Genomic DNA, 24611 nt, shown 5'->3' with positions numbered 1-24611 from the left:
GCGGGCCCGCCTCACCGGTATGGTCGAGAACGTCGTGTATCCCGCGTACTTCGACGCCGACCGCTCGCGCTCGGAGGGTCGCCGCGTCCCGACCGACCTGGCGGTCGAGGAGCCGACCGTCGACGAGATCGCGAAGGCGGTCCAGCAGGTCGGCTACGACGCGGTGATCGAACGGGAGAAGACGTACTCCAGGGAGTACGAACCCCGCGGCGCGGTGGTGGTGCGCGGCACCGAGGACACCGCGAAGAACGACCTCGTACAGGCGATCGCCGCCTACATCGGGATCTTACGCGAGTGACGATGCGCCGCGTCGGCACCGTCGTCAGGACGGCACAGGGGCTCGCCGTCGCCCGCGCCGACCCCGGCGAGGAGCCGCCGGAGATCGGTGCCGGCGTCGTCGACGAGTCCCTCTCGCGGGTCGGCCGCGTCGTCGACGTGTTCGGTCCGGTCGATCACCCGTACGTCGCCGTCACTCCCGACGACGGAGTCTCGCTCGCCGCGCTCGTCGGCGGACCGCTGTACGCGCGGTAGACCGACCGTCGCTCGCGACGATCCGTCGCTCAGACCGCCTTTTCCTCCTCGACGATGTCGAAGTCGTCGAGCGTCTTCTCCGACCGGACGAGCCGTTCGCACACGAAGAGCTTCTCCGTGCGGTCCAGCCGGTCCCACGCCAGCTCCGGCGGCGGCGACTCCTCGTAGGCCCGAAAGCGCTCGAACACCCGCTCGTTGAGGAACCGCTCGAAGGAGCCGCAGTCCGGACACGTCACCGAGAGGTGTGAGGTGTCGAACTCTCGAACCACGGTGTGCTCGCGGCAGTTCAGACAGCGGTACCGACGCGTTCGGCTCATGGTCGATCGAGGCGGCGAACGCGCTAGTATCTGCGGGTACCGGGCGGACCGTACCCGATCGAAACGCGCCGAAGAAACGAAAAGCGGCCGAAGACGGCGCTAGAACAGCGCCGCGGCGGCGGCCTCGGCCGCGTCGATGACGGGACCGAAGCCGGGCAGGAGCAGCACGGTCGCGACCGCCGCGAAGACGACCGCCGCGTACAGCGCGGTCGGCCGCACGTCGATCGCGTCGAGCGCGCTCGGCGTCGCGGGGTCGTCGAGGAACATCGCCCGGACGACCCGGCTGTAGTAGTACAGCGAGACGACGCTGTTCACCGCGCCGAGCCCCGCGAGCCAGAGGAACCCGTTCTCGATCGCTCCCATGAACAGGAAGTACTTCGAGAAGAACCCGGCGAAGGGCGGGAGCCCGGCGAGCGAGAACATGAACACGGCCATCGCCGTACACGCCACGGGGGCGCGCCGGGCGAGGCCGGCGTAGTCCTCGAAGGTCCGGCCGATCCCCCACCGCTCCGCCATCGCGACGAAGAGGAACGCGCCGGTGTTCATGAAGCCGTAGACGAGCAGGTGCGCCATCGCGGCACCCATCACGGCCTCGTTGCCGGCGCTGCCGGTCGAGAGCGCCGCCAGCCCGATCAGCGCGTAGCCGGCGTGGCCGATCGAGGAGTACGCCAGCATCCGCTTGACCTCCTCTTGGACGGCGGCCGCGAAGTTACCGAGCGTCATCGTCACCGCCGCGACGGCGGCGAACGCGAGCGCCCAGTCGATGCCGGCCGCGACCGACGCCCCGAGCGGGAACGCCTCGGTGAACACACGGAAGGCGACGACGAACCCGGCGGCCTTCGACGCCGACGAGAGGAACGCGCTCACGGGCGCGGGCGCGCCCTCGTACGCCTCCGGGGCCCAGAAGTGGAACGGCACGGAGGCGGTCTTGAACGCGACGCCGCCGACGATCATCACGATCCCGATCCCGGCGACGCCGGCGAGCGCGTCGAGCGACTCGACCGCGCTCGCGACCTCGCCGAAGACCAGCGAGCCGGTCGCCGCGTACACCAAGGAGATCCCGAAGAGGAACACCGCCGACGACAGCGCCCCGACGAGGAAGTACTTCAGCCCCGCCTCGACGCTGCCGCGGTTCTTCTTGAGGAACGCCACGAGCGCGTACGACGGCAGCGACACCATCTCGAGGGCGACGAAGACGACCGCGAGCGAGTTCGCGACCGCCAAAAGCGCCATCCCCGTGGCGGCGAACAGTGTCAGCGAGTAGAACGCCGCCGGATTCTGGTGGTCGTGGAAGTAGTCGTGAGCGGCCACGACGACGAGCGCCGTCACCGACGCGAAGATCGCGGTGAAAAAGAGCGCCAGCGTGTCCACCTTCACCGCGCCCTCGAGGAGCGTGATCGCCCCGCCGGTGTCGGCGTGACCCGTGCCGGCGACGACGAACCAGACGGTGACCGAAAGCGACGCGAGCGCGCCGAGCGCGCTCACGACGGCCATCGACGTGTTCGACCGCTCGTTGGGGCGGATCGTGTCGACCAGAAGCAGCGCGAGGCCGGTGAGCCCGAGCAGCAGCGCGGGCGACAGCGCGGTCCACGCGGGAGTCACGCTAGACATCGACGCTCACCCCCTCGACCACGGGCATCGCGGCGTCACGGATCATCTCGAAGAAGACGTCCGGCGCGACCCCGAGCACGATGATCGCCGCCAGCAGGACCGCGAGCGGCGCCACGTCGTGGAACGGGGCAGGGCCGACCTCGTAGTCGGTCTCGAGCCGGAACGGCCCGAACAGCGTCTTCTGCATCGCCGACAGCAGGTAGCCGGCGACGATCACGATCCCGAACATCGCCAGCGCCGTGAAGACGGGCGCGTACGGGAGCGCCGGCGCGCCGAACGCGCCGACGAAGATGAAGAACTCCCCGGCGAAGCCGGCCATCAGGGGAAGCCCCATGTAGCCGAACGCGCCGGCGACGAGAATTCCCACGGTGACCGGCATCCGGTCGGCCATGCCGGCCATGTCGCCGACCATCCGGGTGTGGGTCGCGTTGTAGACCACGCCGACGGCCATGAACATCAGCCCCGAGATGAGGCCGTGTGCGACCATCTGGAACGTCGCGCCGCCGACGCCGTACTCGGTGAAGACGACGAGCCCGAGGATGACGTACCCCATCGACGAGACGGAGGAGTAGGCGACGATGCGCTTGAGGTCCTTCTGTGCGAGCGCCAGCATCGCGCCGTAGATGACGCTGATCACGGCGATCGCGGCGATCGGGACCGCCAGGGCGGACGCCTGCTCGGGCAGCATCGTGAAGTTGAACCGGAGCAGCGCGTACGTCCCCATCTTCAGGAGGACGCCCGCCAGGAGCACCGACACCGGCGTCGGGGCCTCGACGTGGGCGTCCGGCAGCCACGTGTGGAACGGGACGATCGGCACCTTCACCGCGAACCCGGCGAACGTCGCGAGGAACGCGACCATCGCCATCCGGCCGGGCGAGATGCCGAACCACGTCTCGAGGCCGCCGTCGGCGATCGCCTGCGTGATCTCCGGGAGCGCCAGCGACCCGATCGAGTCGCCGAGCGCGAACGTCAGCGACATGAAGCCGATGAACATCAAAAGCGACGCCGCGTTCGTGTACACGAAGAACTTGATCGCGGCGTACTTCCGACGGGGACCGCCCCAGATCCCGATGAGGAAGTACATCGGGACGAGGACCGCCTCCCAGAAGACGAACCAGAGGAAGAAGTCGAGCGCGGTGAACACGCCGAGCAGGTTCGCCTCCATGAACAGCATCAGCCCGTAGAACTGGCTCTGCCGGGAGTCGACGGGCGTCCACGCGCTGAGGATGGCGAGCGGGACGAGGAACGTCGTGAGCACGACGAGCGGCAGGCTGATCCCGTCGAGCCCGACGAACCACGACACCGTCCGGCCGCCGACCTCGATCCACTCGTAGCGCGACTCGAAGGCGATCGTCCCGCCCGTGAGCGCGTTCCCGACCGCGTCGAACCGCGACCAGAGGTAGAGGCTCCCGACGAACGGGACCGCGCTGAGCGCGAACGCGAGCCGACCCGCCCACGCGTTCGGCGCGAGCAGGACGACGAGCGCGGCGAGGAACGTGAACCCGATGAGCGCCTCGAGTATCACAGGAACCACCCCCCGTTGACCCCGAGGACGACGAGCAGCGCGATCAGCCCCAGCGTGAGCATCGCGGCGTACTGCGTCACCAGGCCGGTCTGTATCCGGCGGACGCGGCTCCCGCCGAGGAGGCTCACCGAGGAGACGCCGTTGACGACGCCGTCGATGATCCCCTGGTCGAAGGTGTCCGCGCCGCCCGCGACGTCTTCGGTTCGATACGCGATCCAGACTTGGAGTTCGTCGAGGTAGTAGTTGTTGTACAACACGTCCTTGATCCCGCCGAGTTTCGCCGTGTGCTCCGTCGGCGACGCGACGTTATACAGCCGCCACGCGAGGCCGAGCCCCGCCAGCGCCAGTCCGAGCGAGACCGCCGCGCCGACGAGCACGGTCGGGACCTCCCCGCCCGCGATGTATCCGCTGCTGTACGGCCCGATGTCGGCGTAGTGGTGCGAGGAGAGCCCCTCGATGCCGCCCCACTCGTTGTCGAGCCAGCGGTGGAGGTAGTCGATGCCCTCGAGCCCGAGCACCTTCTGGACCGGCACCATGTTGATGAAGCCGGTCACGACCGCGAGCGAGCCGAGAACCGTCAACGGCCCCTTCACGTTCCAGCGGACGGGTTCGGGATCGGCCGCCAGGTCGGTCCGCGGATCGCCGTGGAAGGTCAAAAAGACCATCCGGAAGGTGTAGAAGGCGGTGACCGGCACCGCGAGCAGCCCCATGACGTAGCCGCCGAGAAGCAGCGGCTCGTTCAGGCCGTGAACGAGCGCCTCGTAGAGGACCTCGTCCTTCGACCAGAAGCCGGCGAACGGGAAGATGCCCGCGAGCGCCAGCGAGCCGGCGAGGAACGTGTAGTAGGTGACGGGCATCTTCGCCTTCAGTCCGCCCATGTCCCACATGTCCTCGTTGTGGTGCATCGCGATGATGACCGACCCCGCACCGAGGAAGAGCAGGGCCTTGAAGAAGGCGTGGGTCGTCAGATGGAAGACCGCGGCCACGTAGCCGCCCGCGCCGAGCGCGAGCATCATGTAGCCGTACTGCGAGATGGTCGAGTACGCGAGCACCTGCTTCAGTTCGTCCTTCACCACGCCCATCGTCGCCGCGAACAGCGCGGTGAAGCCGCCGACGAACGCGATGACCGCGAGCGTCGTCGGCGTCAGCGCGTAGAAGCCGTACATCCGCGCGACGAGGTAGACGCCGGCCGCGACCATCGTCGCCGCGTGGATGAGCGCGGAGACGGGCGTCGGGCCCTCCATCGCGTCGGGCAGCCACGTGTGAAGCGGGAACTGCGCGGACTTCCCGACGACGCCGCCCAGGACGAGCAGGCCGACGACCGTGAACCACGTCATCGGGTCGAGCCCGCCGGGCGTCCAGACGTCGCCGGAGCCGGCGAGCGCCGCCTCCGCGAGCGCGGGGAACGACCCCTCGCCCGCGAACGCGGCCGTGCCGAACGTCGCGAACACGGCGACGACGCCGACGAGGAAGAAGTAGTCGCCGAAGCGGGTGACCAAAAAGGCCTTCTTCGCCGCCGAGGGCGGCCCGGGCTCGCGGAAGTGGAACCCGATGAGCAGGTACGAGCAGAGCCCGACCAGCTCGAAGAACATGAACGCCATGAGCAGGTTGTCTGCGACGACGAACCCGAGCATCGAGGCCGTAAAGAGGCCGAGCCCGGCGTAGTAGCGCGGTAGCCCCGTCTCGCCCTCGTCGTTCATGTAGCCGAGCGAGAAGACGTGGACCAACAGCGCGACGAGCGTCACGATGACGAGCATCAGCGCCGACAGCGGGTCCACGAGGGCCCCGAACGTGAGCTCGAACTGGTCGCCGGCCGCCCACGTGTACAGCGTCTCGTTGTAGGCGCGGCCGCCGGCGACGGCCGTCGCGATCCACAGCGACAGCAGGAACGACCCCGCAGTCGCCGCTATCCCGCCGAAGGCACCGCCCTTCGGGAGGTACTTTCCCGCCCCGAGCGCGACCAGGAACGAGAAGAACGGTAACAACACGACCGCCGGAACGTACGCGAATGCGTCCACCATCTTACCACCTCATCTCCGTCGGAACGGTCACGTCGATGTCTCCGAAGTTGCGGTACAACACGAGGATGATCCCGATCCCGATCGCGACCTCCGCGGCCGCCAACGCGATCACGAACAGCGCGAACACCTGCCCGGTGAGGTCGCCGTAGTACAGTGAGAACGCGACGAAGTTGATGTTCGCCGCGTTCATCATGAGCTCGACGCTCATGAGGAAGTACAGCGCGTCGCTCCGGGTGAGGATCCCGAACAGCCCGATACAGAAGATCCCGGCCGCCAGGACGAGGTACCACTGTGCCGGCACCATCACCGCTCACCCCCGTCGCGACCGCCGTCGGTGAGCGCCTCACCGATCGCCGCGCTCACGGAGCCGCCGTCCTCGCGTCGCGCGAGGTAGATGGCCCCGTCGACGGCGACGTCGAGCGCGACGGCGACGATCAGGAAGGCGGCCAGGAATCCCTCCGAGGGGATCGCCGCCGCCTCGCTCAGGTTGAACAGCGCGTACCCGACGTTGTGGACGATCGACTCGCCCTCCGGGAAGCCGGCCGCCTCCCCGAAGCTCGCCGACACGAACGTCGCGGCCATCACCGCGAACAGCGCGCCGACCGCGATCGCGGGCAGGATCCGGGTTCCGCCGGAGTCGTCAGTCATCCGCTACTCACCTCCACATCGTTCGTTCCATCCGATCGCGTGAGCATCACGGCGAACGTGACGAGAATGAGAACCCCGCCAACGTAGACGAGGATCTGCATGGCGGCGATGAACTCCGCCCGTAACATCACGTAGTGCACCGCGACGCTCGTCAGGGCACCGCCCAGAAGCAACGCGGCGTGGAACACGTCGCGTGCCAAGACGACCCCCAGGCTGAACGCCAGCGTGACCGCGGCGAACAGCGCGAACGCGATGGTGTCGTAAACCATTGTGTAACCCTCCTATCAGTGTCCCTTTGAAGATTTCGAGATACGCCCGTTACTGGTAGTCGACCTCGCCGTCTCCCTCCCCGATCCACGCGCCGCGATCGGGGTTCCGGGACTCCAGCGGGTCGATTCCCTTGTACCACGGGACGTTCTTGAGCTGTTCTTTGTTGTAGACGAACTCGTCTTTCGAGTCCGCGGTGAACTCGAAGTTCTGCGTCAACAGGATGGCGTCGACGGGACAGACCTCCTCACACAGCCGGCAGTAGATACACTGCCCGATGTGGAGGTTGTACTGCTCGCCGTTGCGCTGGTCGTCTTGAACGATCTGGATCGTGTCGTTCGGGCAGACGTTCTCGCACTGCCGACACCAGATACACCGTTCCTGGCTGAACTTGTGAACCCCGCGGAACCGCGGGCTCACGTCGGGCGCGTCCTCCGGGTATTCCACCGTGAACGTCGACCCGTCCAGCGCGTGTTTCATCGTCGTCGCCATCGATTTCATGAGTCCGATCATTACGCGATCACCCCCACGATTACGGCCGTGAGCACCAGGTTCGCGAACGACAACACCAGCATTCCCTTCCAGCCGATCTCGATCAGCTGGTCGATACGGACGCGCGGGAGCGCCGAGCGCGCCCACTGCGTGAACAGGAAGAAGCCCCAGATCTTCACCACGAACCAGAGGAAGCCGATGCTCTCCGGTCCGGGCCCGGCGGCCCCGCCGAGGAACGTCACGGCGAGGATCGCCCCGCCGAGGAAGATGTGAACGAACTCCCCGAGGTAGAACAACACGAAGTACGCCGAGGAGTACTCCGTCTGGTACCCCGCGACGATCTCCGTCGGCGCCTCCGGAATGTCGAACGGGTTCCGCCCGATCTCAGCCATGTTCGCCGTGAGGAACAACACGAAGGCGAACGGGTTCACGAAGGCGTACCACGTCGGGACGTCGAAGCCGCCGACGCTGAACAGGACGTCGCCCTGCGCGGCGACGATGCCGCTCATCTGGAGCGTCCCCGCGAAGATCACGACGGACATCGCGGTCACGATGAGCGGTATCTCGTAGGCGAGGTTCTGTGCGACCGCGCGGAGCCCGCCCAGCATCGAGTACTTGTTGTTCGAGGCGTAGCCGGCCATCACCAGCGAGATGGACGCGATGGAGGCGAACGCGAACACCAGCGCCAGCCCGACCTCGGGGTCGGCGATCTGGAGGTTCACGGGTCCGAGCCGTCCCATCGGGATCACGGAGAAGCCGAGCAGCGCCGACGCGGGCAACACGAGCGGCGCGAGGTCCCACGTCGGGCGGTCGACGCCCTCGGGGACGATGAGCTCCTTCGCGAGCAGCTGGACGGCCGCGGCCGGGATGATGAGCAGCCCGAACGGACCGATCCGGTTGACGGCGATCCGGTCCGTGAACGCGGCCGTGATCTTCCGTTTCGCCCACGGGCCGGCGACGCCGGTGAACGCGAGCACGATGTTGCCGACGACGGCGGCGGCGACGAGCGAGCCGACGACGTCGCCGAGCACGCCCGAGAGTCCCAGCGTCTCCGAGACGAACTCGGGGAACAGCTGTACCGTCCCCATCAGCGGTCCACCTCCCCGAGCACGACGTCGAGGCTCCCCAGCGCGGCGATCACGTCGGGGATGTACTCGCCGTTGGCCATCTCCGGCAGCGTCTGGAGGTTCGAGAAGCACGGCGACCGGATCTTGAAGCGGGCGGGCTTGTCGGTCCCGTCCGCACGCATGTAGATGCCGAGTTCGCCCTTGGCGGCCTCGACCGCGCGGTAGATCTCCGTGTCGTCGTCGGGCCGGAGCGTCCGCGGGACGTTGGCCTGGATGTTCCGCTCCTCCTCGGGCCAGTCCTCGAGCAGGTCGATACACTGCTCGATGATCTTCGCGGACTCCTCGACCTCGCGCATCCGGACCAACAGCCGCGAGTAGTTGTCACAGCCGTCCTCGGTCACCACGTCCCAGTCGAGCTCGTCGTAGTACCCATACGGATCGTCGCGACGCAGGTCGTAGTCGACCCCCGAACCCCGGAGGACGGGGCCGGTCGCGCCGTAGTTCTTCGCGACCTCCGGCGGGAGGACTCCGGTGTCGATCGTCCGCATCTGGAAGACCTCGTTTTCGGTGACCAGGTTGTGGTACTCCTCGACGGAGCCGGGCAGCTGGTCGAGGAAGTCGCGCGTCTTCGAGAAGAACTCGCCGCGGGGCTCGGGCAAGTCCCAGACGACGCCGCCGAGCCGGAAGTAGTTGAACATCAGCCGCTGGCCCGTCAGGTCCTCGAGGAGGTCCTGAACGCGCTCGCGGTCGTTGATGGCGTACATGAACGTCGCCGTGAAGTCGCCGTTGATGTCGAGCGCGAACGTCGCGAGCGCGAGCATGTGCGCCGCGATCCGACACATCTCCGCGCCCATGGTGCGGATGACCTGCGCGTACTCGGGCACCTCGATGTCCGCGAGGTCCTCGGCCGCCCGCGCGTACGCCCACTCGTTGAGCAGGCCCGCCGAGATGTAGTCCCAGCGGTCGGGGTACGGCATGATCTGGTGGCGGTAGGTGCCCGACTGGGCCATCTGCTCTTCACACCGGTGGAGGTAGCCGATGTCCGGCTCCACGTCGATCACCTGCTCGCCGTCGAGGATCGTCTTCAGGTGGAGGACGCCGTGGGTGGCCGGGTGGTGCGGCCCGATGTTGAGGAACATCGTGTCCGACTCGGCGTCGCGGTGGTGGTCCTCGAGCGGGTTGGCGTGTTCCGGCAGCGTGGCGATCTGCGGGCGGTCCTTGTCGTAGTCCATCGACAGCGGGTGGCCCTGCCACGTCTCCGGGAGCAGGATCCGCCGGAGGTCGGGGTGGTCGTCGTACTCGATCCCGATCAGGTCGAACGCCTCCCGCTCGTGCCAGTCCGCCGTGCGGAAGACCGCCTCGCCCGACTCCGAGACCGGCCGGTCCTTGTCCGCGGGGACGACGACGCTGACCTCCTGGGTCGGGTCGTCGAACTTCTTCAGGTGGTAGATCGACTCGTAGCGGTTCTCGTACTCCTGGGCGGTGACGAGCGACAGGTGGTCGTAGCCGGCCTGCTGTTTGAGTCGCGAGAGCGTCTCCTGGACGGCGTCCGGTCGGATCACGAAGCCGGGCGCGTTCAGGTGGTCGTCGCGGTCGATGACGAGGTCGCCGAGCAGGGCCTCCAGCTCGTCGGGGGTCCGCTCCGGGACCTCGTCCGTCTCTGTGGTGTCTGGTGCTTCGAGGCTCATGGTGAATCGGCGAAGTTGTACCGCATGACGAGTTCGTCCTCGTCGATCTGGTCTGCGAGCGTCTCGACGAGTTCGTCCTTCTCGAGGTCGGAGAACTCCTCGAGCTCGTACGGCTTCACCGTCACGGGAGCGGCCTCGCCGTTCGCGATGCGCTCCTGGAGCTTGACGACCCCGTAGACGAGCGCCTCCGGACGCGGCGGGCAGCCGGGGACGTGGATGTCGATCGGGATGACCTCCTCCGCGCCCTTGATCACGTTGTACCCCTCCTGGAACGGGCCGCCGGAGATGGTACACGACCCCATCCCGACGACGAACTTCGGCTCGGGCATCTGGTCGTAGACGCGTTTCATCCGCGGGGCGAACTTCGAGACGATCGTTCCGGGGACGATCATCACGTCCGCCTGCCGCGGCGACGCGCGGGGGACCCCGCTGCCGAAGCGGTCGAGGTCGTGTTTCACCGCGTACGTGTGCATCATCTCGATGCTACAGCAGGCGATTCCGAACTGTAGCATGAACATCGAGGAGCCGCGACACCAGTTCAGGAACTTGTCGAACTTGGTGAGGATGAAGGGAGAGGAGCCGAACGCCTCCCGGAGGCGGGAGTTGAAGCGGTCCCCCTGCCCCTCCATGCGGCTGTCGCGGGTCTGTGTTACCACGCGCGATTCGTCGGTGATGAAGGGTTGATCGCTGCTCATGTGTTGATGTCACGCTCCGTCTTTCTGCTGGCCGCACGGGAGCTGCGGGCCCACTCGACCGCGCCGGTCCGCCACGCCCAGCCGAGCCCGATCGCGAGGATCCCGACGAAGGTCAACATCGGCCACAGCAGGTCCGCCATGGGGACGCCCGCCTCGATCGCGGGGCGGTAGATGACGGCCCACGGGAACAGCATCACGGTCTCGATGTCGAAGACGACGAACAGCAACGCGACCATGTAATACTGGATGTTGAACCGGATCCGCGTCCCGCCCGTCGGGGTCTCGCCGGACTCGTAGGTGGTACTTTTGCCGGTCTCAGGCACGCTCGGACGGAGCAACGCCGACACGGTCATCATCCCTACCGGGATGAGCAGGCCGACGGCCGCCAAGGCGCCGATCGCTATCCAATCGCTCATATAGGTCTCCGTAACGTGCGAGGATTTGGACCGCCCCCTCATAAGCGTTGAGACTTGTGTGCCCGCGCGCGAGCGGGCCGGTATCGCCCGTTTCCGGTCCGAGCGGCAGCGAACCGACGGACAGCCGTCGATCCGACGAGCGGATCGCAGCGAGAGGCAAGCGCTGCCGGCGACGGCGACGGCGGTAGTATATAAACTGGCGCGCGGCGCGGTCGACGCGTCTGCGAGCCAGCCCGCGAGGGACGCGTCGACCGAAGCGAAGCGGAGGGAGCCACAGCGAGGCGCGCGAGTCCTCCCGGCTGGAGCTTTGGCGGTGTCGGTCGCGTCTTTGGCAACGGTCGTTTATAGCTGATCGACTGGGGCTCTGGAGCAGGTCACCACGCCGACAACTCCCTACCGATCCCGGAAGCCGTCGATGCCCAGATCGTGGAGGTCGGCGGAGACGTCGGCGACGCCGCCCTTGAGGTCCTCGTGGTACGCCACCAGCCGCTCCTCGATCTCGTCGTGCTCGCGCGCGAGGACCTGCGCGGCCGAGAGCGCGGCGTTGAACGACTTGCCGGCGTCGACGGCGACGATGGGCGCGCCGGTGGGCATCCCGATCACGGAGTCGACGGACTTCTCCTGGACCGGCACGCCGATCACGGGGATGGGGTACGCGATCGAGGCGGTCATGTTCGGGAGGTCCGCCGACTTCCCGCCCGCGCCCGCGACGATCACGTCGAGCCCGCGGGCCGCGGCGGTCTCGCCGTAGGCGTACATGAGTTCTGGCGTCCGGTGTGCGGAGACGACGTAGCTCTCGAAGGTGAACCGCGCGTCGGGCGCGTCGTGGAAGTCGGTCTGTTCCGCGAACCCGAGCTCCGAGAGCGCGTCGTACGCCCCCTCCATGACGGGCAGGTCGGAGTCCGACCCCATGATGATCCCCACGTCGGGGGTGGTATCCGGATCGGCGTCCGCCGCCGCTTCCGTCTCGAGCCGGTCGATGAGGTCCTGGACCGTGGGCATGGATCCGGGATCGATCGGCGGGGTGTAAGTCGTTGCGGGTTCGGGTCCCCCGTGGGATCCGCTCGTCGACGCCGCCGGGGCGATGCTTTATCACCGGTGCGCTACCTGTCACGGGTATGACCGAGCAGGAGACGATCCACGTCGCGGACGTCAGCGAGGGGATCGGCGGCGACGCGACGGCGGATCCGGGGTCGCCGGTCGAGCTTCCGGTCGTCGACGTGCTCACCGGCCGGTCGTTCATCACCGGCAAGAGCGGCTCCGGCAAGAGCAACACCGCGAGCGTCGTCATCGAGAACCTCCTCGACAACGGCTTTCCCGTCATGATCGTCGACACCGACGGCGAGTACTACGGCCTGAAGGAGGAGTACGAGATCCTCCACGCCGGCGCGGACGACGAGTGCGACATCGTCGTCTCCCCGGAACACGCCGAGAAGCTCGCGAACCTCGCGTTGGAACAGAACGTCCCGATCATCCTCGACGTCTCGGGGTACCTCGAGGAGGACACCGCCAACGAGCTCCTTCTCGAAGTGGTCAAACAGCTGTTCGCCAAGGAGAAGCGCCTCAAGAAACCGTTTCTGCTCGTCGTCGAGGAGTGTCACGAGTACATCCCGGAGGGCGGCGGGATGGACGAGACGGGCAAGATGCTGATCAAGGTGGGCAAGCGCGGGCGGAAACACGGCCTCGGGATCGTCGGGATCAGCCAGCGGCCCGCCGACGTGAAGAAGGACTTCATCACCCAGTGCGACTGGCTCTGCTGGCACCGGCTCACCTGGGACAACGACACGAAGGTGGTGGGGCGGATTCTGGGCTCGAAGTACGCGAGCGCCGTGGAGGACCTCGGCGACGGCGAGGCGTTCCTGATGACCGACTGGGACGAGTCGATCCGCCGGATCCAGTTCCACCGCAAGGAGACGTTCGACGCGGGCGCGACCCCCGGCCTCGACGACTTCGAGCGGCCGGAGCTCAAGTCGGTCTCGAGCGACCTCGTCGGGGAGCTCCAGTCCATCTCCGACGAGAAGGCGCGCCGCGAGTCCGAGCTCGCCGACCTCCGCCAGGAGCTGGAGAAGAAGGACCAGCGGATCCGGGAACTCGAGCGCGAACTCGAGGAGGCCCGCGACCTGAGCAGCATGGCCGACCAGTTCGCCCAGGCGCTTCTGGGCAAGGCGGAGGCCCCCTACCGCGGAGGGTCCGGTCGGTCGGCCGCCGCGGAGAAGCGCCTGGACCAGTCCGGGCTCGGCGAGTACGACGAGGAACCGATCGGAGGGGAGACGACCGAGACGACCGAATCCGCGGCCGTGGAGACGGGAGAGGAGGCCACGGGGACGGCGGGCGAGGAGACGCCGTCCGCGGAGGTCGACGGCGGCGGGGACGGAACGGACCGGGCGGCCGAGAGCCGGGAGGAGCACGCCGAGGCCGGAGACGACGGCGCGCCGGCGGCCGACGTGGACCCCGTGACGCGCTCGGACGTCGCGGAGGGCGCGCTCCGGTTCGACGACGCGATCGAGCTCGGCACCCGCGAGGCAGTCATCGACGAGCTCCGCGGGCGGATCGAGTCGCTCCCGGAGCTGTCGCGCGGGATGCTGCGACACTACCGCCGCGAGGGCGTCTCCGACCCGGTGGCCGCCCACATCGACGCCGGCGGCGACGGCGACGCGGGCCACGCCTACAGCCGGCACCGCCCGATCCGGAAGGCCGGGCTCATCCGCCACGCCGGGCGGGGTCACTACGCGTACGCCGTGCCCGACCTGATCCGCGAGGCGTACGCCGACCGGCTGGACGAGCCGGCCGTCCGCGAGACGGTCCGCGAGGTGGAGACCGCGTTCGTCCCTCCCGGCGAGCGGTCGTACCCGCCGGACGCCACGCCGGAGGACCTCGGCGAGCGGGACGACGGGTCGACCGGAGACGGCGACCGATCCGCGGGGACCGACCGAGGGGACGAGACCGCGCGGATCGACGGCGAAGACGGCTCGCTCGCCGGGATCGGGGAAGCCGCCTCGGACGCCGAGGGGAGCACGGATCGGCCGGCGGAGTCGAACCTGAGCGAGGCGGCGCGACGGCTCGCCGAACGGGGCCGAAGCGGCGACGAGTGAGCGAGGGAAGGGAGCGACTCAGAGGACGCCGGAGAGATCGGACGATTATTCGCCCGGAAGGAGACGCGAGACCGCCGATCGAACCGCCGACCAGACGCCGTCCGCCGGCTCCGAGCGCTCCTCGTCGAGCTGTCGGTTCTTCTCCGCGAGGAGCCGTTCGTACCGGTCGATGACGTACCGGAGGTGCCGGTCCTTGCGTTCGATCTCTGCTTCCAGGCGTTCGATCTCGTCGAGGGGACCCTCCGTCTCGTCCGGGAGGCGGTCCTCGTTCGGAGGGCGATCCTCGTTCGGGGGACGATCCTCGTCCGGGGAGCGATCGGGCCCCCGCTCCGGAAGGCCCTCCCCGTGGCTCGACGGATCGCTCCGTGCGTCTCGGGCGGGGTCCCGGTCGGACCGATCGCTTCGAGCCGCCGAGACCGGGCGATCGGGGTTCGCCGGCGCGTACCGCTCGCTACCGTTCGACTCGATTCGACCGCGGACGCTCTCGACGGAGGGACCGGGAATCATGTGTCGAGATACCATATACCGAACCGACACGCATAAATGTCAGTCAGACGAGCGTCATGCCCTCGTCGGAGACACTCCCGACCGCCCGTTCCTCCGTGCGGCGGAGGCCTACCGTTCGCGCTCCGTGTCGACCTCGGCGGTCGCGGTCTCCGTGACGTCCGAGTCGGCGTCCCCGGCGTCGGCGTCGCCGCCGTCGGCGTTCGCCTCGGCCTCCTTTCGCGCCCGGTCGGCGGCGAGTTCGCGGTCGATGTCGTCCTCGACGTACGTCAGCGACTCGACGGTGACGACGTTGCCGCCGCCGGGGTCGACGACCATCACCTCCTCGCCCTCCTCGATGGTTCCCTCGATGGAGCGCGCCGAGTAGTGCGGGTTGAAGCCGCCGCCCTCGAGTTTCACCTGGCCGCCCCGCGGGGTCACGGTCTCGGAGACGGTCCCGACTTTCCCCTTGAGGCTGTCGCTGTCGCTGGTCTGGGCCTGTCCCTTGCCGCCGTAGAGGTCGAACTCGTGGTAGCCGTAGAACGCGGCCGCGCCGACCACGACGGTGAGGACCGCCATCGCGAACACCAGGCCGCCGAAGGCGACGCCGACCGTCGAGAGCAACAGCCCGCCGAGCCCCGCGCCGATGAGCGCGATGCCGACGACGATGAAGTTCGCGCCCGGCGCGAGCGCCTCCGCCATCGCCAACAGGAGCCCCGCCGTCAACAGCAACAGGGGAAGCGTGTCCGGACCGACCAGGTCCGCCTGTAGGAGCACGTCCATGTCCCGCCGTACGGCTGGGAGGCGGATAAGTGGTGGTACGACGGACACGGGAGTGAGCCTCACGCCGGCGCGAAACCGTTCAGTAGCGGGAGGGAGTCACCGATTCGCGGCGGCGCGCCGGTGAGCACCCGGCGGGCGCGAACCCGACCGCGAGGGAGTCGGGCGGCCGGAGCGACGCGGAGGACGGCCGACAGGGCGAGAGCGAAGCTCTCGCTTGCAGCCGGACGTAGTCCGGCGACGAGGCCGGGGAGGCGTGAGGTGCGGGGCGGCCGCGCGGTTGGCTGGGGCTCTGGAGAAGTCTTCCGCGGTCCCGTATCCCTCTCTACCGACGGTCAGAACCCGAAGACGAACACGCCGACGACGAGCGCGACGCCGAGGACGACGAAGACGGCGTGTTCGGCGTCGATGGAGCCGGGTTCGATCGGCTCGTTCTCGGGCGTCGACGTGTCCTCCGTCACGCCGTCCGGTCCCACGTCGTCGACGCTGAATCGCCACTCGCGGCCCTCGTCCTCGTCGTCCGTCCGGACCTCGTTCGCCCGGCTTCGGGTGTCGTCGCCGCTCATACTCGCCGTAGACGCGTGTCGGATAAATGGCTGGCGGGCGCGGTCCGCTGAGGACGAGTCGGGGTCCCTACCGCCGTCTCGCGGGCGCGATCACGTCGCCCTCGTACACGACGCCGCGCTCGCCGTCGAGCGTCAGCGTGGTCCCGTCGGCCACCGAGTCCGGCAGCGTCACCCCGGATATCATCGGCACGCCCAGCTCGCGGGCGACGACCGCGGGGTAGCCGGTCATGCCCGGGCGGGCGTCGACGATGCCGGCGATGCGGTCGAGGTCGCCGGCGAACTCGCCCTCGAAGTCGGGAGCGAGCGCGACGATCGATCCCTCGGGGACCGCGGAGAGGTCGCCGTCCGAACTCCGGTGGACCGGGGCGGCGACCCGGCCGGCGACGACCGCCTTCCCGGTGGCGACCGTCTCGGCCGCGATGTGGACCTTCAGCGTGTTCGTGGTGTTCGTCCCCTCGAGCTCGGTCAACATCCCGGAGAGGACGACGAGGGTGTCGCCGGAGGCGGCCGCGCCGGTGTCGAGCGCGGCGTCGACCGCGTTGTCGAGGACGGCCTCCATGTCGTCGGCGTACGCGGTGGTGACCGGCTGGACGCCCCACGAGAGCGCGAGCTGGCGGCGCACCCGGTCGTCCGGCGTGGTCGCGACCACGGGGACGCCGGGGCGGAACATCGCCGTCTTGCGGGCGGTGTAGCCGGACTCCGAGACCGCGACGACCGTCGACGCGCCGATGTCGCGCGCGAGGTACCGCGCCGAGCGCGCGAGCGCCTCGGTCCGGGAGTCGTCGGCGGCGGTCGGCACCCGCTGTTCGCGGGTCTCGGCGTACTCCTCGCTGGTCTCGACCTCCCGGACGATCCGGTCCATCGTCTCGACGACCCGGACCGGGTGGTCGCCGATCGCGGTCTCGCCGGAGAGCATCACCGCGTCGGTGCCGTCGAGGACCGCGTTGGCGACGTCCGAGGCCTCGGCGCGGGTGGGTCGCCGCGAGCGGACCATCGAGTCGAGCATCTCGGTCGCCGTGATCACGGGCACGCCCTCGTCGACGCAGGTGCGGATGATCCGCTTCTGGATCATGGGCACGTCCTCGAGGGGACACTCGACGCCGAGGTCGCCGCGGGCGACCATCACGCCGTCCGCGGCGTCGACGATCCCGCCGAGGTTATCGACGGCCCCCGCGCGTTCGATCTTCGCGATCACGGGGATGTCGTCGCCGCCGTGCGCCTCCAGGCGGTCGGCGATCCGGTACACGTCGTCGGCGTCGCGGACGAACGAGGCGGCGACGAAGTCGGCGTCGGCGCGCGCCGCGAGGCGGAGTTCGTCCTCGTCCTTCGGCGTGATGAGGTCGACGTCGATGGCGACGCCCGGGAGGTTGACCCCCTTCCGGGAGCCGAGCTCGCCGCCGGAGACCACCCGCGCCACGACCGACTCCCCCTCGACCCGCTCGACGCGACACTCGATCCGGCCGTCGTCCAGGAGGATCGTGTCGCCGGGGGCCGCCGCCGCGATCGAGTGGGTGAGTCCGACCCGCTCGGGGGTCGCGTCCTCGCCCTCGTGGAACGTCACCTCGGCGTCGGTCGTGAGCGCGATCGGCTCGTCGATCTCCGCGGTTCGGACCTCGGGACCCTTCAGGTCGACCATCACCGCGAGCGGGTCGTCGATCGCGTCGTCGACGGCGCGGACGCGCTCGATGACGTCCTCGCGGTGGCCCGTCGTCCCGTGGCTGGCGTTGAGTCGAGCGACCGACATTCCCGCGGCCGCGAGGCCGCGGATCGTGTCCCGGTCGTCCGACGCCGGACCCAGCGTACAGACGATCTTGGCGTTTCGCATACGTCCGATTCGGCGCAGCGCCGGAAAAAGCCATGCGGTCGAGCCGCGATCGGACCGAACCCACGGAGCCCGCGAAGCGCGCCCGAACGACCGGATATCGCCGATCTCGCCGAGAACGATCGGGGACGATCACGACGGATACGCCGAGTCCGATCGGCCCGCTTTCGAGTTCAGCGATTGCCGGTCGAACGCCCGATCGGGGTCCGGCGTCCGATTCGCGGGACATGTCACTCGGAGCGAAATACATAAGCGCTTACTACCACACCGGACGGACGAATGGACAGTATCGCCGCGGTCCGATCCCGGGACGCGCTCGCGTTCTCGGTGCTCGACAGCGAGGTCAGGCTCGCCATTCTCGACTCGCTGTACGACCTGACGGTCGCGTCCGGACCGCTCGCGGGCAACGCCGCGTACTCGACGATCCAGGCCGACGTGGGCGTCGAGGACAGCGGTCGGTTCAGCTACCACCTCGACAAGCTCACCGACCAGTTCGTCACGAAGACCGAGAGCGGGTATCGGCTCGCGGAGCCGGGGCGGGAGGTGGTCCGGCTCCGACGGACCGGCGTGCTCACCGAGGACCCGACCGTCGAGGCCGAACCGGTCGACGGGGAGTGTTACCGCTGTGGGGAAGGGGTCCAGGCCTTCTACCGCAGGGGGTATCTCGTGACGCGGTGTCCGGGATGTGTGGGGCTGATCGATCACGAGCTCGTCACCGAGGGGACGCTCGCATCGGTCTCGTATCCGCCGTCGGGCGTGACGGGGATCGACATCGAGACCGCCTTCGAACGCTCGCACCGCCGGTCGGCACACACCTTTCGGGCGATGGCGGACGGGTTCTGCCCGAACTGCGGGCACGACGTGACGACGACGCTTCCCCCCGCGAAAGGCGAGGAGCCGGGAGACGACGGGTACGGGTTCCGCCACGTGAACCACGACGGGATGGTCCGGTTCGCGTGCGGCCACTGCGGACGCCGACATATCTCCCACCCGCTCTACGCCACCGACGACCGGGATCCCATGGCCACGTTCTTCACGAGAAACGGGGTCGAACCCGGCTGGGAGCGCATCGCCGCGGTGATGTCGTGGCCGGTCACCGCCGTCGGAGGGGACCTCGTCTTCGAGACGCCGGACGGGGCCCGGTTCCGGGTCGGCGAGGGGCTCGACGTCAGCCGGGAGTGACCCTCCCGCGAGTCGACCCGCCGTCAGTCGTCGGCGGGGGCGGGCCGCGAGGAGAGCCGCACGTCGCCGGCGTCGACGCCGAGCTCGTCGAGCGCGGCCTGCGCCGCGCGCTTGCCGGAGACGAGCATCGCGCCGAAGGTCGGCCCCATCCGCGGGAGCCCGTGGGCCGTCGCGACCGCCATCCCGCTCGCGACGAGCCCGTCGTGGACGACGCCGGTGTGCTCGACGACGGCGTCCTCGCTCTCGCCGACCCACATCGAGTCGTGGCCCGGCGAGTCGTGGCCCGGCGCGCCGTACTCGTCGTCGCCGGTCGCGTCCATCCCCGCGTCGTGCTCCCTCGCGTGGGAGATGCCGGGGGCCTCGAGGACCCCGCGCTCGTCGAGCTTGGAGATCGCGACCGCGTCGTGGCCGGTGGCGTCGATCACGACCTCGGACTCCACCGCGATGGGGTCGACGCAGGTGATCTCGCGCGGGAGCGCGTGGACCGGCGTCCAGTTCATCACGATGCCGCCGACGCGGTGGTCCTCGCGGACGACGAGGTCGGTGAACTCCGTCATGTTCTGGACCTTGGCTCCCGCGTCGCAGGCCGCCTTGATCAGCCCCGAACACGCCTCCGGCCCGTTGGCGACGTAGAGGTCCTCGACGCCCTCCGCGGGCTCGAAGTCGACGCCGAGATCCGCGAGCACCTCCTGGGCGGGGTCGCGGACGGTCACCTTGTTCATGAGGAAGCCGCCGAGCCAGAAGCCGCCGCCGAGGTAGTTGTTCTTCTCGACGACCATCACCTTCACCCCGCGCTCGGCGAGCTCCTTCGCCGCCATCAGCCCGGACGGGCCGCCCCCGACCACGATGACGTCGCTCTCGGAGAACTCGAGGAACTCATCCGACCAGTCCTGGCCGATGGCGCGCGTTACGTCCGTCTCGCTCACGTCGCTGAAGCCGTCGAAGTCCATGATACGACTGAGTGGTATCACTGGGTAGTATTAGTCGTTGTGGTCGATACGGTCGATGTCGTCCGAGTACCGATCCGACTCGCGGTGCGGTGGCGTCGCCGGCGGCTCCGCCGCCGGCTTCAAGCGAGAGCTCCGCTCTCGCCCTGCGCCGGTGAGCGCCCGGAGGGCGCGAACCCGACCGCGAGGGACGCGGCGACTGAAAGGAGCCGCGAGGCTGGGGAGGCGTGAGGGGCGGGGCTGTGCGGTCGGGTGGGACTCAAAGGGGCAGTCGCGAGGACGACGGCGGCCGACGTAAGCACTGGAAGGAGTGAGCAGAGCGAACGACTGAAGCGCGCAACGAGGCCCCCAAGTCCTCGTGACTGGGGCTTTGGCGGTAGTCACCGCGCCAGCAACACTCCCGCACCGATCGGCCCAACCACTCTCACGGTAAACGGAATCACAACGAACCCGGAGAGGGAACGCGCCACGGAGGCGCACGGCCGTGACCGACTCGTAGCCTTTTTACCCACGCTGGCGGTATCCAGGCACACTATGGCTGAGGACAAGGCACGAAGCACCGGCAGCGCGGGCCGATTCGGGGCTCGCTACGGCCGCGTCGCCAGAAAGCGGGTCAAGGACATCGAGGGAGAGATGCAGAACGCGACCGTCGACGGCGACGACGTCAAGCGCGTCGGCACCGGCATCTGGGTGAACGAGGAGACCGGCGAGACGTTCACCGGCGGGGCCTACCGCCCCGAGACTCCCGGCGGTCGGACCGTCCGCCGCTCCATCCGCGCCGCGCTCGCCGACGAGGAATAATGAGTTACAAGTGTTCCCGCTGTAAGCGCGACGTCACGCTCGACGAGTACGGCGGCGTCCGCTGTCCCTACTGCGGCCACCGCGTCCTCCTGAAGGAGCGCGGCGGCGACATCAAGGAAGTCGACGTCGAGTAACCGGACCTCGCCGTGACCGACCGCGACCACGGAACGCTTCTCTCCTTCGAGTACCCCGACGAGCGACGCGCCCGGATCGTCGCCGACGCGCTCGCGCCCGAGGTCGGCGAGCTCGACGAGTCCCGGTCGAGCGCGACCGTCTCGCGGGACGGTTCCGTCGTCCGAGTGCGCGTGACCGCCGCCGACCTCGTCGCGCTGCGGGCCGGGATCACGAGCTGGTCGCGGCTGGTCGCGGTCGCCGAGCGCGTGAGCCGGGACCTGTAGTCCACCCGGACGGTTTTCATCCGCTCGGTGCCTCTCCCGTCGGTTCCCGGCGGTTCTCGTTCTCGTCGGAGAAGTCGGGGGTTTTTCCGTCCGGACCGCCTCGGTCCGCCCATGCAAGGGAACATGCCGCCCGAGGCACAGGAGAAGATCGAGGAGCTTCAGGAGCTTCAGGAGACCGCACAGCAGGTCGCAGAGCAGAAGGAGCAGGCGAAGACCGCGCTCAACGAGTCGAAGACGGCGCTCGACGCCTTAGAGGACGTCGACGAGGACGCCGGCATGTACCGCGAGATCGGCGAGGTGCTCGTCGAGACCGACTACGAGTCCGCCTACGACGACCTCGAGAACAAGGTCGACTCGCTCGAGGTCCGCGTCGAGCAGCTCGAGAAACAGGAGGAGCGCGTTCAAGAGCAGTTCGACGACCTCCAGGGCGAGCTCCAGCAGATGCTCCAGGGCGGCGCGGGCGGCGGCGGCGGCCCGATGGGCCCCGGCGGCCCGGGCGCGGGCGGCGCGTAGAGACCGATGAGCGAGGACGCGTCGAGCGAGCGACCGACCGACGGCGACCCCGCCGACGAGGAGGTCGTCCGGACCGCCGCCGAGGCGGCGGAGGGCGTCGTCTTCCATCGATACGACCAATCGGCCGTGACCGACCTCGACGTCACGGTCACCTTCGAGGACGGCGTCCTCGACGTGGACGTCTACCTGAACGCGCCCGACGGCCCCGACGACCCCGACCCGGAGGCGGTCGCCGAGGCGGCCACGGAGGCCGCGGGCGAGGCCGTCGACGAGCTGTTCGAGGAGTAGAGAGCGGACCGGAGTTCGGCCCGTTCGTCGTTTTCGACCGAAAGCGGGAGCGCCGTCCCGCCGCTCACGTCAGGAAGAACAGCAGCACGCTCACCGACATGGCGAAAAGCGTCACCGCCGCCGCCAGCGCCGCGCCGAGTGAGAGCGCGGCGTTGGCCTGCGTCGCGAGCGTCTCGGTGCGGTCGTTGCCGAAGACGGTCACCGTCGCGTGCTCCGTTCCCCCGCCGACCGCGACGGGTTCGAGGTCCGCACGCGCGTCGACCGCGAGCGACGCGACCGTCTCCGCGAGCCGGTCCGCGTCGATCTCCTCTCCGACCCGGTTGTCCGCGCGGGTCCGGTTGACGACGTGGTTGTCGGTGGTCATGACCTCGACGCGGTCGATGCCGGTGGCCTCGCGGACGGCCGCGAGCAGGTCCTCGCGCAGGCCCGGCACCATGTTGTTGCCGTCGATGAGCACGTAGGCGGCCTCGACGCCGGCGACGCGGGTGACCGCGACGCGGACGCCGAGCGGGCCGATCCCCTCCTCGGGCGTCCAGGGGGTCGGCTCCCAGGCGACGCCGAGTTCCGTCCACCCGCGGTCGGCGTCGGCGGTCGCCCTCCCGGCGGAGCCGGCGGCCTCGTACAGGTCGTAGGAACGCTCCGAGCCGGGCGTGACGTGGCCCAGATCCGCCCCCGAGAGCCCCGTGTGACAGTTGTGGCCGTCGACGAGGAGGACGTCCTCCGCCCCGCCGGACCGGAACTCCGCCCTCGCGGACTGGCCGACCGCGAAGTCGACGTCGTCGGCCGACCCCGGCGCGAACGTCGAGACCGCGAGCGCGGCGTCGCCGAACCGCTGGGCCAGCACCGACGACTCGCCGGCCTCGACCGACTGCGGGACCGTCCCCTCCCGGCGGAACGTCGCGTCCTCGAGCGCGCGGTCGGCGGCGTCGATGACGCAGTCGACCTCGCTCTCGGAGACGAGGTTGAAGTCGTGACCCGCGGTCGCGTGCGGCGGGAAGCCGACGCCGTCCGCGGAGAGCGCGACCCGACGGGGGAGGTCGCCGCCGCCGATCTCGCCGAGCGGACCGGGGTGGATCATCGGGAGCACGAACCGGGCCTTCTCCTCGCCGAGGCGGTCGGGATCGACCCGCCCGCCGTCGGCGGCGGTCGTGTCGGGGTCGTCGCCGGCCGCGTCGGCCGCCGCGTCGGGGACCTCCGTGCCGGCGTCGTCTCCCTCGATCACCCGGAACGACAGCGCCGAGACGGGGACGACCGCCTCCTGTCCGAGCCGCTCGAAGAACTCTTCCAGGTCACGGGACTCCTCGGCGGCGTAGCCGATGAACCCGCGGATGAAATCCAGCACCGAGACGTCGAGCGCGCGCCGCCACGGCCGCTCGACGGCGACGAGGAACCCCCAGACCGCGACGGCGTAGAGCAGACAGAGCGCGCCCAAAAGCAGGAAGTGGTCGAGCGTCACCGCGTCGAAGACGGGCGGGCCGTGGTCGGTCCGCGAGAGGAACACGACGTACGCCTCGTAGGCGGAGCCCCCGTCGATGAGGAGGCGCGCGGTCCCGCCGTACACGAAGAGCAGGACCGCGGCGACGGCGGTCTGGACCAGCGCGGGGACGCTGGCGGCGGGGACGGAGACCCGCGAGACGGCGAGGACGGCGAGCAGTCGGAGGGCGAAGATGGACGCGAGCGCGACGACGAGCGCGTCGAAGACGAACCGCTGGGAGAGCCCGAAGACGGCGGCGAAGACGCCGGCGACGACGAGGACGACGACGACGAACAGCTCACACAGCAGCGCCAGAAGCGCCGAGCGGTTGTACGTGAGGTTCCCGCCGAGCGCGCGGTCGACCGTGGTGGTCGTGAGCGCGGCGACGACCGTCGGCGCGCCGAGGAAGACGATCCCCTGCCAGGCGTCCTGGCCGACGAGCAACACGGGGTACGTCGACCCCATCGTCGAGGCGGAGTCGAAGACGGCGATCCCCGTGAGCCCGCCGAGGAGCACGGCGAACGCGAGCGTTCGCGGCCAGCGCGGCGCACGGAAGATGAACTTGGAGAGCCCGGCGAGCCGTCCCTGTGTCGCGGTCACGGGTTCGCGATACTCGCCCGCGGATGAAAATCTCTCCGGCTTCCGGACGCCGGGAGAGGATCGGAATCACCCGCCAGGAGGGCGTCAAACGAAACGTGATTCCCGCGGCGGCGCGCCTCCGAGTGCCCCGCAGGGGCACGAGGAGCCCGCGAGGGACGCGGCGAGCGGTGAAACCGCGAGCCGCGAGGCTGGGGAGGCGTGAGGTGCGGTGCTGTGCGGGGTGGGACTCAAAGGGGCAGTCGCGAGGAGGCCGTAGGCGACGCAAGCACCGCAACGAGAGAGCGAGTGAAACGAGCGAGCGAGAGAGGAGCACAGCAAGCGTACGACCTCCTCGCGCCTGGGGCTTTGGACGCGTTCACACCTGATGTTTCGATGGGACAGTCAATC

Annotated in this window: 28 protein-coding genes; 9 read left to right on the top strand and 19 right to left on the bottom strand. The window is 69.2% G+C overall.

What is annotated here, in order from left to right; translation table 11 throughout:
- Window positions 1-19 precede the first annotated feature (19 nt).
- Together srp19 and AXA68_RS06140 are read left to right on the top strand one after the other, a co-directional pair.
- Window positions 20-298 (top strand): signal recognition particle subunit SRP19, encoded by a 279-nt coding sequence (gene srp19, locus AXA68_RS06145; protein ID WP_066414188.1) that lies wholly within the window; start codon window positions 20-22, stop codon window positions 296-298.
- Between the two features lie 2 nt (window positions 299-300).
- A complete protein-coding gene (locus AXA68_RS06140; protein WP_066414184.1) occupies window positions 301-531 on the top strand; it encodes an H/ACA ribonucleoprotein complex subunit GAR1 in 231 nt (76 codons plus the stop codon).
- A 29-nt stretch (window positions 532-560) separates the two neighbouring features.
- Here the strand turns inward: AXA68_RS06140 and AXA68_RS06135 are convergent, their stop codons facing one another.
- The 13 genes from AXA68_RS06135 to purE form a co-directional block, all read right to left on the bottom strand.
- On the bottom strand, window positions 561-848 hold the full coding sequence (locus AXA68_RS06135; protein WP_066414182.1) for a hypothetical protein: 288 nt from the start codon (window positions 846-848) through the stop codon (window positions 561-563).
- Between the two features lie 99 nt (window positions 849-947).
- On the bottom strand, window positions 948-2459 hold the full coding sequence (locus tag AXA68_RS06130) for an NADH-quinone oxidoreductase subunit N (protein ID WP_066414180.1): 1512 nt from the start codon (window positions 2457-2459) through the stop codon (window positions 948-950).
- Window positions 2452-3984 (bottom strand): complex I subunit 4 family protein, encoded by a 1533-nt coding sequence (locus AXA68_RS06125; RefSeq protein ID WP_198530024.1) that lies wholly within the window; start codon window positions 3982-3984, stop codon window positions 2452-2454. Before AXA68_RS06125 ends, AXA68_RS06130 begins: the two co-directional genes overlap by 8 nt.
- Window positions 3981-6005 (bottom strand): NADH-quinone oxidoreductase subunit L, encoded by a 2025-nt coding sequence (nuoL, locus tag AXA68_RS06120; protein ID WP_066414178.1) that lies wholly within the window; start codon window positions 6003-6005, stop codon window positions 3981-3983. The genes AXA68_RS06125 and nuoL overlap by 4 nt, the downstream gene beginning before the upstream one ends.
- Before the next feature lies 1 nt (window position 6006).
- The gene (nuoK, locus tag AXA68_RS06115; RefSeq protein ID WP_066414176.1) at window positions 6007-6309 is read right to left on the bottom strand and encodes an NADH-quinone oxidoreductase subunit NuoK; all 303 of its coding nucleotides are present in this window, start codon (window positions 6307-6309) and stop codon (window positions 6007-6009) included.
- Entirely contained in the window at window positions 6309-6653 is a 345-nt protein-coding gene (locus AXA68_RS06110) for an NADH dehydrogenase (protein ID WP_066414174.1), read from the bottom strand. The genes nuoK and AXA68_RS06110 overlap by 1 nt, the downstream gene beginning before the upstream one ends.
- A complete protein-coding gene (locus AXA68_RS06105; RefSeq protein WP_066414171.1) occupies window positions 6650-6922 on the bottom strand; it encodes an NADH-quinone oxidoreductase subunit J in 273 nt (90 codons plus the stop codon). Before AXA68_RS06105 ends, AXA68_RS06110 begins: the two co-directional genes overlap by 4 nt.
- 49 nt (window positions 6923-6971) lie before the next feature.
- On the bottom strand, window positions 6972-7433 hold the full coding sequence (locus AXA68_RS06100; protein WP_066414169.1) for a NuoI/complex I 23 kDa subunit family protein: 462 nt from the start codon (window positions 7431-7433) through the stop codon (window positions 6972-6974).
- On the bottom strand, window positions 7433-8500 hold the full coding sequence (locus AXA68_RS06095) for a complex I subunit 1/NuoH family protein (protein ID WP_066414165.1): 1068 nt from the start codon (window positions 8498-8500) through the stop codon (window positions 7433-7435). Before AXA68_RS06095 ends, AXA68_RS06100 begins: the two co-directional genes overlap by 1 nt.
- Entirely contained in the window at window positions 8500-10167 is a 1668-nt protein-coding gene (locus AXA68_RS06090; protein ID WP_066414162.1) for an NADH-quinone oxidoreductase subunit D, read from the bottom strand. Before AXA68_RS06090 ends, AXA68_RS06095 begins: the two co-directional genes overlap by 1 nt.
- Window positions 10164-10862 (bottom strand): NADH-quinone oxidoreductase subunit B, encoded by a 699-nt coding sequence (locus AXA68_RS06085; protein ID WP_066414160.1) that lies wholly within the window; start codon window positions 10860-10862, stop codon window positions 10164-10166. The genes AXA68_RS06090 and AXA68_RS06085 overlap by 4 nt, the downstream gene beginning before the upstream one ends.
- Window positions 10859-11278 (bottom strand): NADH-quinone oxidoreductase subunit A, encoded by a 420-nt coding sequence (locus AXA68_RS06080; protein ID WP_066414153.1) that lies wholly within the window; start codon window positions 11276-11278, stop codon window positions 10859-10861. The genes AXA68_RS06085 and AXA68_RS06080 overlap by 4 nt, the downstream gene beginning before the upstream one ends.
- 393 nt (window positions 11279-11671) lie before the next feature.
- Window positions 11672-12280, bottom strand: a complete 609-nt coding sequence (gene purE / locus AXA68_RS06075; RefSeq protein WP_066414152.1) for a 5-(carboxyamino)imidazole ribonucleotide mutase — start codon at window positions 12278-12280, stop codon at window positions 11672-11674.
- Between the two features lie 116 nt (window positions 12281-12396).
- On the opposite strand from purE, the gene AXA68_RS06070 reads away from it, so the two are divergent.
- Window positions 12397-14370, top strand: coding sequence for an ATP-binding protein (locus AXA68_RS06070; RefSeq protein ID WP_066414150.1), 1974 nt, complete (start codon window positions 12397-12399; stop codon window positions 14368-14370).
- Window positions 14371-14415: 45 nt separating this feature from the next.
- Here the strand turns inward: AXA68_RS06070 and AXA68_RS06065 are convergent, their stop codons facing one another.
- The 4 genes from AXA68_RS06065 to pyk all read right to left on the bottom strand — a co-directional run bounded on the left by AXA68_RS06065 (window position 14416) and on the right by pyk (window position 18024).
- Window positions 14416-14892, bottom strand: a complete 477-nt coding sequence (locus AXA68_RS06065) for a hypothetical protein (protein WP_157884788.1) — start codon at window positions 14890-14892, stop codon at window positions 14416-14418.
- 93 nt (window positions 14893-14985) lie between these two features.
- Window positions 14986-15636 carry a protease gene (locus tag AXA68_RS06060; RefSeq protein WP_066414143.1) on the bottom strand — a complete coding sequence of 217 codons (651 nt, stop codon included), beginning with the start codon at window positions 15634-15636 and terminating at the stop codon, window positions 14986-14988.
- A gap of 332 nt (window positions 15637-15968) precedes the next feature.
- Window positions 15969-16199, bottom strand: coding sequence for a DUF7312 domain-containing protein (locus AXA68_RS06055; RefSeq protein WP_198530023.1), 231 nt, complete (start codon window positions 16197-16199; stop codon window positions 15969-15971).
- Between the two features lie 67 nt (window positions 16200-16266).
- The gene (gene pyk, locus AXA68_RS06050) at window positions 16267-18024 is read right to left on the bottom strand and encodes a pyruvate kinase (protein ID WP_066414139.1); all 1758 of its coding nucleotides are present in this window, start codon (window positions 18022-18024) and stop codon (window positions 16267-16269) included.
- Between the two features lie 276 nt (window positions 18025-18300).
- On the opposite strand from pyk, the gene AXA68_RS06045 reads away from it, so the two are divergent.
- Entirely contained in the window at window positions 18301-19203 is a 903-nt protein-coding gene (locus AXA68_RS06045; RefSeq protein ID WP_066414137.1) for a DUF7351 domain-containing protein, read from the top strand.
- Between the two features lie 23 nt (window positions 19204-19226).
- Here the strand turns inward: AXA68_RS06045 and AXA68_RS06040 are convergent, their stop codons facing one another.
- A complete protein-coding gene (locus AXA68_RS06040) occupies window positions 19227-20153 on the bottom strand; it encodes a sulfide-dependent adenosine diphosphate thiazole synthase (protein WP_094533848.1) in 927 nt (308 codons plus the stop codon).
- 531 nt (window positions 20154-20684) lie between these two features.
- On the opposite strand from AXA68_RS06040, the gene AXA68_RS06035 reads away from it, so the two are divergent.
- The 5 genes from AXA68_RS06035 to AXA68_RS06015 all read left to right on the top strand — a co-directional run bounded on the left by AXA68_RS06035 (window position 20685) and on the right by AXA68_RS06015 (window position 22150).
- Window positions 20685-20951, top strand: a complete 267-nt coding sequence (locus AXA68_RS06035; RefSeq protein WP_066414134.1) for a 50S ribosomal protein L37 — start codon at window positions 20685-20687, stop codon at window positions 20949-20951.
- Window positions 20951-21085, top strand: coding sequence for a DNA-directed RNA polymerase subunit P (locus AXA68_RS06030; RefSeq protein WP_007994536.1), 135 nt, complete (start codon window positions 20951-20953; stop codon window positions 21083-21085). Before AXA68_RS06035 ends, AXA68_RS06030 begins: the two co-directional genes overlap by 1 nt.
- Window positions 21086-21097: 12 nt before the next feature.
- Entirely contained in the window at window positions 21098-21349 is a 252-nt protein-coding gene (locus AXA68_RS06025; protein WP_066414131.1) for a KEOPS complex subunit Pcc1, read from the top strand.
- A 123-nt stretch (window positions 21350-21472) separates the two neighbouring features.
- On the top strand, window positions 21473-21862 hold the full coding sequence (locus AXA68_RS06020; RefSeq protein WP_066418384.1) for a prefoldin subunit beta: 390 nt from the start codon (window positions 21473-21475) through the stop codon (window positions 21860-21862).
- Window positions 21863-21868: 6 nt separating this feature from the next.
- Complete coding sequence (locus tag AXA68_RS06015) at window positions 21869-22150, top strand: hypothetical protein (RefSeq protein WP_066414129.1); 282 nt, start codon at window positions 21869-21871, stop codon at window positions 22148-22150.
- Between the two features lie 64 nt (window positions 22151-22214).
- On the opposite strand, the gene AXA68_RS06010 is transcribed toward AXA68_RS06015, so the two are convergent.
- Complete coding sequence (locus tag AXA68_RS06010) at window positions 22215-24224, bottom strand: DUF2070 family protein (protein ID WP_066414127.1); 2010 nt, start codon at window positions 24222-24224, stop codon at window positions 22215-22217.
- Between the last annotated feature and the right edge of the window lie 387 nt (window positions 24225-24611).

Origin of the sequence: Halorubrum aethiopicum (assembly GCF_001542905.1) — an archaeon.
Classification (GTDB): Archaea; Halobacteriota; Halobacteria; order Halobacteriales; family Haloferacaceae; genus Halorubrum; species Halorubrum aethiopicum.
This window is presented reverse-complemented; position numbering and strand designations above follow the sequence as displayed.